General features: G+C 70.0%; 8 protein-coding genes. 3 read left to right on the forward strand and 5 right to left on the reverse strand.

The annotated features are described in order from the left end of the window. Positions 1–78: 78 nt before the first annotated feature. Both G7043_RS34555 and folE read left to right on the forward strand, forming a co-directional pair. Positions 79–456, forward strand: a complete 378-nt coding sequence (locus tag G7043_RS34555; RefSeq protein WP_166052849.1) for a DoxX family membrane protein — start codon at positions 79–81, stop codon at positions 454–456. Continuing rightward, a complete protein-coding gene (gene folE / locus G7043_RS34560; protein ID WP_166052850.1) occupies positions 453–1010 on the forward strand; it encodes a GTP cyclohydrolase I FolE in 558 nt (185 codons plus the stop codon). The genes G7043_RS34555 and folE overlap by 4 nt, the downstream gene beginning before the upstream one ends. 71 nt (positions 1011–1081) lie before the next feature. On the opposite strand, the gene G7043_RS34565 is transcribed toward folE, so the two are convergent. Both G7043_RS34565 and G7043_RS49590 read right to left on the reverse strand, forming a co-directional pair. Continuing rightward, on the reverse strand, positions 1082–1585 hold the full coding sequence (locus tag G7043_RS34565) for an EF-hand domain-containing protein (protein ID WP_207312094.1): 504 nt from the start codon (positions 1583–1585) through the stop codon (positions 1082–1084). A gap of 56 nt (positions 1586–1641) precedes the next feature. Beyond that, on the reverse strand, positions 1642–4185 hold the full coding sequence (locus tag G7043_RS49590; RefSeq protein ID WP_166052851.1) for an AAA family ATPase: 2544 nt from the start codon (positions 4183–4185) through the stop codon (positions 1642–1644). 280 nt (positions 4186–4465) lie between these two features. Here G7043_RS49590 and G7043_RS50100 point away from each other — a divergent pair, with 280 nt between their 5' ends. Continuing rightward, positions 4466–7090, forward strand: a complete 2625-nt coding sequence (locus G7043_RS50100) for a helix-turn-helix transcriptional regulator (RefSeq protein WP_166052852.1) — start codon at positions 4466–4468, stop codon at positions 7088–7090. On the opposite strand, the gene G7043_RS34580 is transcribed toward G7043_RS50100, so the two are convergent. The 3 genes from G7043_RS34580 to G7043_RS34590 form a co-directional block, all read right to left on the reverse strand. Beyond that, positions 7044–7415: a LapA family protein gene (locus G7043_RS34580; RefSeq protein WP_390828773.1), complete on the reverse strand. Its 372-nt coding sequence runs from the start codon at positions 7413–7415 to the stop codon at positions 7044–7046. The genes G7043_RS50100 and G7043_RS34580 overlap by 47 nt on opposite strands. A gap of 49 nt (positions 7416–7464) precedes the next feature. After that, positions 7465–7818, reverse strand: a complete 354-nt coding sequence (locus G7043_RS34585; protein ID WP_166052853.1) for a DUF742 domain-containing protein — start codon at positions 7816–7818, stop codon at positions 7465–7467. 216 nt (positions 7819–8034) lie between these two features. After that, entirely contained in the window at positions 8035–8958 is a 924-nt protein-coding gene (locus G7043_RS34590) for an anti-sigma factor RsbA family regulatory protein (RefSeq protein ID WP_166052854.1), read from the reverse strand. Positions 8959–8980 lie beyond the last annotated feature (22 nt).

Below are 8980 nucleotides of genomic sequence, written 5' to 3' on the forward strand. Positions count from 1 at the left end.
CTCTAAAACCTACTCCAGTTGACGAAATTCGGCACCTAGTTCTAACGTTGACCAAAGTTGTCGTTAGAAGGAGGAGTCATGGCAGTCCTGACGCGCACGGATCCGGCTGCGCAGGCGTTCGTGTTGCTGCGCACGGTCTTCACGGTGGCGCCGATCCTGTTCGGGCTGGACAAGTTCTTCAACCTGCTCGTGGACTGGCCCGTCTACCTGGCGCCGTGGATCGACTCGATCGTGCCCGGCACCCCGCAGACTGCGATGTACATGGTCGGCGTGATCGAGATCGTGGCCGGTGTGCTCGTGGCGCTGCGGCCGAAGTGGGGCGGGCTCGTCGTCGCCGCGTGGCTGCTCGGGATCATCGTGAACCTGGTGACCGGGCCCGGCTACTACGACATCGCGTTGCGCGACTTCGGCCTGCTGGTGGGCGCGCTGGCGTTGTCGAGGCTGGCCGCCCGATGACCGACCCGATCGACACCGAGGCGGCGCGGCAGGCGGTGACCGACCTGCTGAAGGCACTGGGGAAGGACCCGTACTCGGTGCACCTGGCCGACACGCCGCGCCGCGTCGCCGAGGCTTACGCGGAGCTTCTGACGCCGAGAGAGTTCAACCTCACGACGTTCCCGAACGACGAGGGGTACGACGAACTCGTGCTGGCGCGCGGGATCCCGGTGCAGTCGTTGTGCGAGCACCACATGCTGCCGTTCCACGGGGTCGCGCACGTCGGATATCTGCCGGGCGAACGGATTCTGGGCCTGTCGAAGCTCGCGCGGGTCGTGGAGATGTTCGCCCGCGACCTGCAGGTGCAGGAACGGCTCACCAAACAGGTCGCCGACTGGTTGCAGGAACACTTGCAACCCAAGGGAGTCGGCGTCGTGATCGAGGCCGAGCACATGTGCATGACGCTGCGCGGCGTGCGGGCCAACGGATCCCGCACCGTCACGTCGGCGTTGCAGGGCGTGCTGCGGCACGATCCCGCGTCACGTCAGGAGTTCTTCACCCTCGTCCACTCCTAGCTCTCGCTGGCCATGAACGGCGCTTTTGTGGACCTGGGGTCCACAAAAGCGCCGTTCATGGCCAGAGGTGGCTAGACCGGGCCGAAGACGTAGGTGCCGGCGGCCTCCGCGTTGTCGCCGGCCCAGAACTCCAGCCACAGCTGGGCGAACTCCTCGCGCGACAGCCTGCCGTCGCCGTCGAAGTCCAGCGCGGCGAAGTCGGTGACGCCGTCGTGCCCGAGCCACGCGGTGATCATCGTCCGGTACTCGTCCGACGAGATGTAGTCGTCCCGGTTCTCGTCCACGGCACCGAACATCGCTTCCGCCGTGTCGGTGACCGCCTCCGGGGTCTTCGGGAGCGCGTCCACGATGGTCAGGACGTCGTCGACGGTGACCCGGTCCTGGCCGGCGGCCGCCGAGAGGGTCGCCCACCAGCCCATCATCACGCCGGACAGCAGTTCCTCGTCGCCGCCGCGCAACGACACCCAGCGCGCGGTGAGCGCGCGGAAGTCGCTTTCGTCCAGGTAGCCGTCGCGGTTGGCGTCCATCGCGCCGAACACCACCGACACCTTGCGCCTTTGCAAGTCACTCGCCATGCGCAGCACGATAGGCCGAACGTCGCAACGGAAACCATCGGCCGAACGGGTCCGAACTAACCGAAATCGAGTGCGTCTGCCAGCTGCAAGCGGCCGGAAACACCGAGCTTGCGGTAGGTGCCGGACAGCACGCCCTCCACCGAGTCCGCGGGCATCAGCAACGTGGCGGCGATCTCCTCGTTGGAACGGCCGCGCGCCGCCAGCGCCGCCACCTGGTGCTCGGTCGGGGTCAGCGCGGTCGGTCCGGTCTGGCGCATCCGCCGAGGTCCGGCGCCCGTCGCCACCAGTTCGGAGTAAGCCCGCGCGGCCATCGCGGAAGATCCGCACTTCTGCGCGAGATCCACCGCCTCACGCAGATATGCCCGCGCACAGGACGAATCGCTCTGACGACGGACCACGACGCCGAGGTCGACCAACGCGCGCGCCAGCTCCAAACGGGCGGGTGACGAGCGCAGCACCCGCACGGCCTCTTCCAGCAGCGTGCGTCCGGCCGTGCCCGCGGTCACCCGGCCCGCCGCGCGCAACGCCATGCCCAAGGCCCGTGGCGCGCCCCATTGCCGTGCCAGCGCGACCTCTTCCAGAGCGAGTTCGCGCGCCCGTTCGCCGTCGCCCAGCGCCGCGCAGGCCAGGGCCGCCCCGGAACGCCAGGCCAGCGGCGCGGGGTTGCGGTAGGGCCAGCCCTCGCAGTGCCGTCCGGCCGCCAGGAACGACTCCAGCGCCTCGTGATCCGCGCCTCGCACGGTCAGCATCCGGCCCTGAGTGGTGAGCAGGCTGGCGTAAGTCCACGTCCGGCGCGCCTCGTCGGTCGAGGCCTCGGCGATCACCGACGCGGCTTCGTCCGTGTGTCCTTCCTCGAGCAGGATGTCGGCGAGCAACGCCGCGTGCCACGCGGACATGGCGTGCCAGCGCCGATCCTGCCGCAGGTGGTCGCCGGCCAACTCCAGGTCGGCGCGGGCCGACACGAGATCTCCCTTGCGGCGCTGGACGTTCGCCCGCATGACGTACGTCAGCGCGCGCACCGCGGCAGGCTGCGTGCGATCCACGTCGTCGAGCAGTGCCAGCGCCGCGTCCGGCGAATCGGCCAGGTTGAGGATCATCGCGGACGCCAGCGACGACATCGTGCCCTTCGCCGACACCAGCGGAACCGCTTCGGCGGCACTGATGTCACCGACCATCACGTGGTGCAGCACCCCGGCGGGCGTGTCGAGCGAGACCGACGACGGCACGGCCTCCTGCCACACCAACCCGTGCACGGCCAGATGTGCCTGTGCCCACGGCGAACCGGACAGCACCGCCGCCATCTCGGCCGGTTTTCCCTCGGCGTGCAGGGCGTAGGACAGCGCGACGGCGGCCTCCGGATCGTCCGAACTGGACTCGAAGGCCTCGCGCAACCGCGCGGAAGCGCCCGGCAGGTTGCCGACCAGTTCGGCGACACCCAGCAACCGCAACGCCCGCGACGGGTTAGCCACCGGTTCGCGCAGGGCCCGCCACAGCAACCGCGCGGCACCCGAGGTGTCGCCCTGGTTCACCGCCTCCTGCGCGGCCCGGTCGAGCACCTCGCCCGCCCACGGCTCCAGCCCCGGCGAGGTCTCCAGCAGATGGTCGGCCACGACTCGGTCCGACGCGCCGTGCGTGCGCAACGACCGTGCGGCCCGAAGATGCAGCGCAGCCCGCGATGAGGCGGGCATGTCGTTGAGCACCGCCGGCCCGGCCACCCCGAGCAGTTCGACCGTCCGGACGGCCTCGGCCAGCTCGACCGGCGACAGCCCCGTCAGTTCGGCCAGCACCCCGTGCTGCGGGGACGGCCCGAGCACCGCCAACGCCTGCGCCGCGGCCACCACGGCGGCCGGACGGCGCCGCAGCCGGGCAGCCATGATCTCGCCGGACACCTCCGCGCCGCGTTGCGCGACCCGCCACGCGGCCTCGGCGGTCGGCGGCACCCCGTCCTCTGCCAACGCGCTGACCAGCCGGGTCACCGCCAGCGGATTGCCGCCGGTCGCGTCCAGACACGCGGCGACGAACTCGGGAGCCGGGGCGGGGGAGATCAACGCGGCGACGGCGTCCGCGGACAAACCCTCCAGCGTCACCCGGCCGCACCCGCCCATGATCTCGCCATAAGAAGGGTCGTCGCACCGCTCACCGGCACCCACGGTCAGCACGACCGCGATGGGCAGCCGTTGGACCCGCAACGTCAGATAGGCGAGCCAGCGCAACGACGCGGCGTCGGCCCAGTGCGCGTCGTCCACCGCGATGAGCAGGCCGGACGCGCCCGCCAGCGTCGCGGCCAGCCGGTACACGCCGTGCAGCACGGCGAAGCCGGCGGTCGGCGCGGTCAGCCGCAACGCGCCCAGCGCCTCCGCGGGCACGACGTCCGGGTCGATCAGGTCGAACAGCTGGGCCACGATTCCGAACGGCAGGTCGCCCTCCAGCGCACTGCCGCGGGCCCGCACGACGTGCCGGCCGGTGGCTTCCCAGCGTGCGGCGAGATCGTCCAGCACCGCGGTCTTCCCCGTGCCGGGAGCACCTTCCACCACGGTGGTCGTGCCCGGCGTCACTCGGTCGCTGATTCCGGCACACCACGCTTTCAGCCGGTTTTCCAAGATCTCTCCGCAATCCGTGGGTAATGGATCAGCGGAATTCATGCTAGGAGAAAGAGCACCACTTGCCCAGGTAAAGGTTCCTGAGCCAGGAGGCGTCTCAACAGGGTGACGGCCCGTATGATCCGCCGGGCAACTACCCGAATGGGTAGCGGCAGCCGGGCGGTGACCTCAGGTGATCATCCCAACGGCCCAGGGGCGCTGCCTCGGGGCTGGTCGGGATGTGGGTCGTTGTGGTAAGGCAGCGCTTGTTCTCCGCCGCCGCGGAGCGAAAGGAAAATGGGTGTCGGGGAATCGTGACGGTGTGTTCCGCGGCCGTGCGGGAGAACGAGAACTCCTCAGCGGTGTGCTGGACGCGGGCACCGGTGTGGTGTTGGTCGACGGCGCGGCGGGAACCGGCAAGACGCGGTTGCTGACCGAGTTCGCCGCCCTCGCCGCGCGCCGCGGTTTCGAAGTCGCCGCCGCGCAGGACGAACTGGATCAGCCCTTTTTACTGGCTCGCCTGGCCGAACGCGCGCCCGACGGTCCCGCGCTCGTCGTGCTGGACGATCTCCACCTGGCCGAGCCCTCGACGCTGGCCGCGCTGCGCGCTCTGCTGTCCGCCGCCACCCACGAGAAGGTCGTCTGGCTGCTGGCCCGCCGCCACGGCGAAGGTGCGGACCGCCTGTTCGCCGCCGCCGCACAGCGCGGGGCCGTGCGGATCGAGCTGCGGCCGTTGCCGGACAACGTGGTCGTGGACCTCGTCGCCGATTTGACCGGAGGAACTCCGGATCACGATCTGCGGGCGCTGGCGGCGACCGCGCAGGGAAATCCCGGCGCACTGGTCGGTCTGTTCACCGCGCTCGACGAAGACGGTCAGGTGGTGATCACCGGCGAGCACGCCTCGCTTCGGACCGACCGCGCACCCCGGCGCACCGAGTCGCTGCTGCGCGACCAGCTCAGTTCGTTGAGCGGCAAAGCAAAGCACCTGCTGCAGGTCGCGTCCGTGCTCGGCCTCCGCTTCGAACCCGGTGACGTCGCCGAGATGCTCGCCTCCAGCACGGCGATCCTGTTGCCCTCACTGGACGAGGTCATCGGCGCTGGCGTGGTGACGTCGCTGGACGACCGCCTGGCGTTCCAGCACGAGCTGGTCTGGCGGCTGGTCGCCGACTCCGTGCCACCGCCCGTGCGCCGCGCGCTGCACCGCGAGGCCGGCGAGATGCTGCTGGGGCGCGGGGATTCCGCCGTCAACGCCGCCAAGCACCTGCTGCACGGCGCCCAGCGCGGTGACGTGCGGTCGATCGACGGGCTGGTCGCCGCCGCGAAAGCCGTGCTGTGGAACGCACCTGACGCCGCGGCCGAGCTCGCGGTGCGGGCCCTCGAGCTCACCGACCAGGCCTCCGCTTCGCTGGTGCACCGCACGGTCATCGCGGTCCGCGCGCTGATCGCCGCCGGCAAGCTCACCGCCGCGCAAGCGCTCGCGCAGGACGCGTTGTCCCGTCAGGTCTCCCCGGAGCCCGCCGCCAAACTGCGGCACTGCGTGGCCACGACGATGTTGCTGACAGCGCAGCACGGCGAGTCGGCGGAGATCTCCGAGGCGTTGCTCGCCGAACCCGACCTGCTGCCGGAACTCGCGCCGTGGGTGGAGATCACCCGGATGATGGCGCTGCTCAGCCACGATCGGCGCCGCGCGGAAGAAGTGGCCGAGGCGGTCGTGCGCAACCACACGGGTTCACCGGACGACGTGCTGGCCACGGCGCTGGCGGTGCTGGCGGCGATCGCGCGCGACGCCGGACAACCCGCTGCCGCACTGGAACTGGCGCGCGAGGCCGCGCAGTCCGTGACCTCCCACGATCTCGGCGCCTACCCGCAACTGCTGCTGGCGACGCTGCACTCGGGCATGCGCGAGTTCGCCGAGGCCGACAGCGTGGTGCGGCGGGCGCGCAGCGGGCCGTCCGCGGTGGTGACCAAGGAACTCATGACCGCGGTCGTCCAGGCGCGGATCCTGTTGCAGGCCGGGCGGATCGAGGAAGCAGCCGCCGAGGCCCGCTGCGCGCTGACGGTGGCGGAGGAGACCGGGCACACCGCGCTGGTCGCGCCGGCGTTGGCGGTGCTGGCCATGGTCGCGATCCACACCGGTGACCTGCCCGCCGCGATCGAGCACGTCGAGCGGTACCGCGAGCGCGTCCCGGTCGACGGGATCATCTTCTCGCGCGCCTACTACCAGTGGGCCGACGTGCTGGTCACGTACGTGGCCCACGGCCTGGACAAGGCACTCGCGCTGCTCACCGACGAGTACCCGGGCCTGGTGACGTCCGGGCTGTTCGCCGAGGAACCCCGCGCCGCCGGGTGGTTCATCCGCCGCGCGGTGGAGGCGGGGGACGAGCGGCTGGCCAAAGCCGTGGTCGACCGCGTGGAACGGCTCGCCGAGGAGAACCCCGGACTGCGCGCGGTGGCGGCGGCCGCGCTGCACGCCCGCGGCCTGTTCGACGCCGACACCTCGTTGCTGGAACTGGCCGCGCAACAGCACCGCGACCTGTGGGCCAGGGCCAACGCGGCCGAGGACCTCGGCGTGCTGCTGACGACGGCGGCCGATCGCGCGGCCTCGGTGAAGGCGCTGGAGGACGCGCTCGGGCTGTATCGGGAGATCGGCGCGTCCCGAGACAGCGCCCGCGTGCTGGGGCGGCTGCGCAAACTCGGGCGGCGCCGACGCGCGGCGCCAGTGCGGCCTGCGTCCGGATGGTCCAGTTTGGACGACACCGAACGGGCGATCGCGAACCTCGTGGCCAAGGGTCAGACGAACCGGCAGATCTCCACGCAGCTGTTCATGTCACCGCACACGGTGAACTTCCACCTGCGCAAGATCTTCCGCAAGCTCGGGATCAGCTCTCGCGTCGAGCTGGTGATGAGGTCGCGGGACGACCAGTGACCCGCTTCGCCTGACGGCGCAGCTGCAGGATGCGGGCCGCACCGACGACCGCGACCAGCAGCGCGCCGCCGATCGCGCCGAACAGCAGCGCCACCCCGAGCGGAAGGCTGAACTCGCCCCACAGGAAGCGGATCGTCGTGTTGCCGCCGTTCTGCAGGATGAACACGAGCAGGAAGATCAGTACGACGATCGCGATCAGCACCGCGATCCACGTGCCGCTGATCCGGGTGGGCCGCAGCTTCTTCGGTGCGGCCGCCACCGGAGGCGCGGTCGGGATCGGCTCGGTGATCGGCGTCTTCGGGGTCTCGTCGCTGGGGGTCGCCACAGTGCTGATTATCGGCGACGAGGCGTGCTCTCGCGCGTTGGCAAAAGGGTTACAGCCTGCGCAAACCTGAGAGAACCCGTTCGAGCAACGCCATGTTCGGCTTGTCACCGGGCTCGTGCACGGCGACCAGGTTGAGCGTGATCAGGTCGCTCAGCAGCACGCGCGTGACACCGAGCGGGATCTTCATGAGCGCGGAGATCTCGGCGACCGACCGCGGCTGCAGGCACAGCCGCATCATCGCCGCCTGGTCGTTGTTGGCGTGGTACAGCCGGTCCTCGTCCGTGGAGAGCAGCGTTTCCAAACGGAGGTCGTGGCGGGCGGTGGTGCGGCCGCCGGTGCGGGCGTACGGACGGATGAGCGAGCTGTCCCGCGCGGGGGCGGGTGGTGGATCTTCTTCCTGCATCGGCCACTCCGGTGGCGGTTCCGGTGGGCGTTGGCGCAACGGTTGCTGACGGGGCAGTTGTTGCGTCTCCGCGCCGTGCGGGTCAGGTCTTTGATCGGCGCGCAGTCGTCTACGGGTCGCCGGAGACCCGAAACGCGCCCCCGTGTAACCGATTTCCGTCGCTTCCTCGTCGTGCACGTGCTCAAGCTATAACGAAGACGCCCAAATGTATGTCGATCACGTTGCCTTTTTGTTCCTCAGATCGAATCTGACCTGGATTGCGGTGCCCGACGACGTCGTTTGGGTGCGCACGAGGTCCGCCAAACGGTTCACCAGCAACAGTCCGCGACCACCTGGATCGTTTGCGTGAACTGGTGTACGCCCGGCCAGCACGTCGGTGATGTGCCCGTTGTCGTTGACTTGGCAAACAATACTTTCGCTTTCCGTCCAGACGCGAACCGTGCACTCGCCGCCGCCGTGCCGGACGCTGTTCGTCGCGAGCTCGGTGACCGCGAGCGCGAAGTCGTCGACGCGGTCGCGCGGCAGACCGAACTTCGTGGCCTGCTCACGGGCGAACGTCCGCACCGCGGCCATCGCACCGGCGCCGACCAGCGTGCTCGCCGCGTCCGCGGGGGTCGCCAGCGGAAGCGAGTGAGCTGCGAGGACGACCCGCGCGGGGTGGAAGTGGTCGCTCGGACGGTGGCCGCTCGCGTCGATGACGACCGGGTGGGTCTTCTCGGCGTCGGCCAGGATGTCGTGGTTGAGGGCAGAGATGTCATAGGGGCACAGAATGCTGAGGTCACGGCCGCTGAACGCGTAGTTGACCAGCGCTTCGTGCAGCGTGCACGCCGGGTACTCGACGTCGGTGCGCAGGTCCCACACCGGCTCGCTGATGATCCGGACGGCTCCGCGGTGCCGGTCGGCGAACGCGCGGAGCTCGGGGATGATCCGGCCGGGGTTGCGGCCGGTGTCCGCCATGTCGATGAACGTCACGAGGTGGGAGAACCCGCTCAACGCCTCTTTCAGCAGCTCCAGGTTCCTGCCGGGCACCGCCACGGTGACCGGTTCGGCGCTCGCGAGGCCCTCCACGACGAACGGAACGGTCCCGTCGATGTAGGACTCCTCGTCGGAGTAGAACAACGCCGGATGTGCGAACGTCATGAGCCACCTCTCGCCAACGCCC

The organism is Lentzea alba, from assembly GCF_011067745.1.
Lineage (GTDB): Bacteria > Actinomycetota > Actinomycetes > Mycobacteriales > Pseudonocardiaceae > Lentzea > Lentzea alba.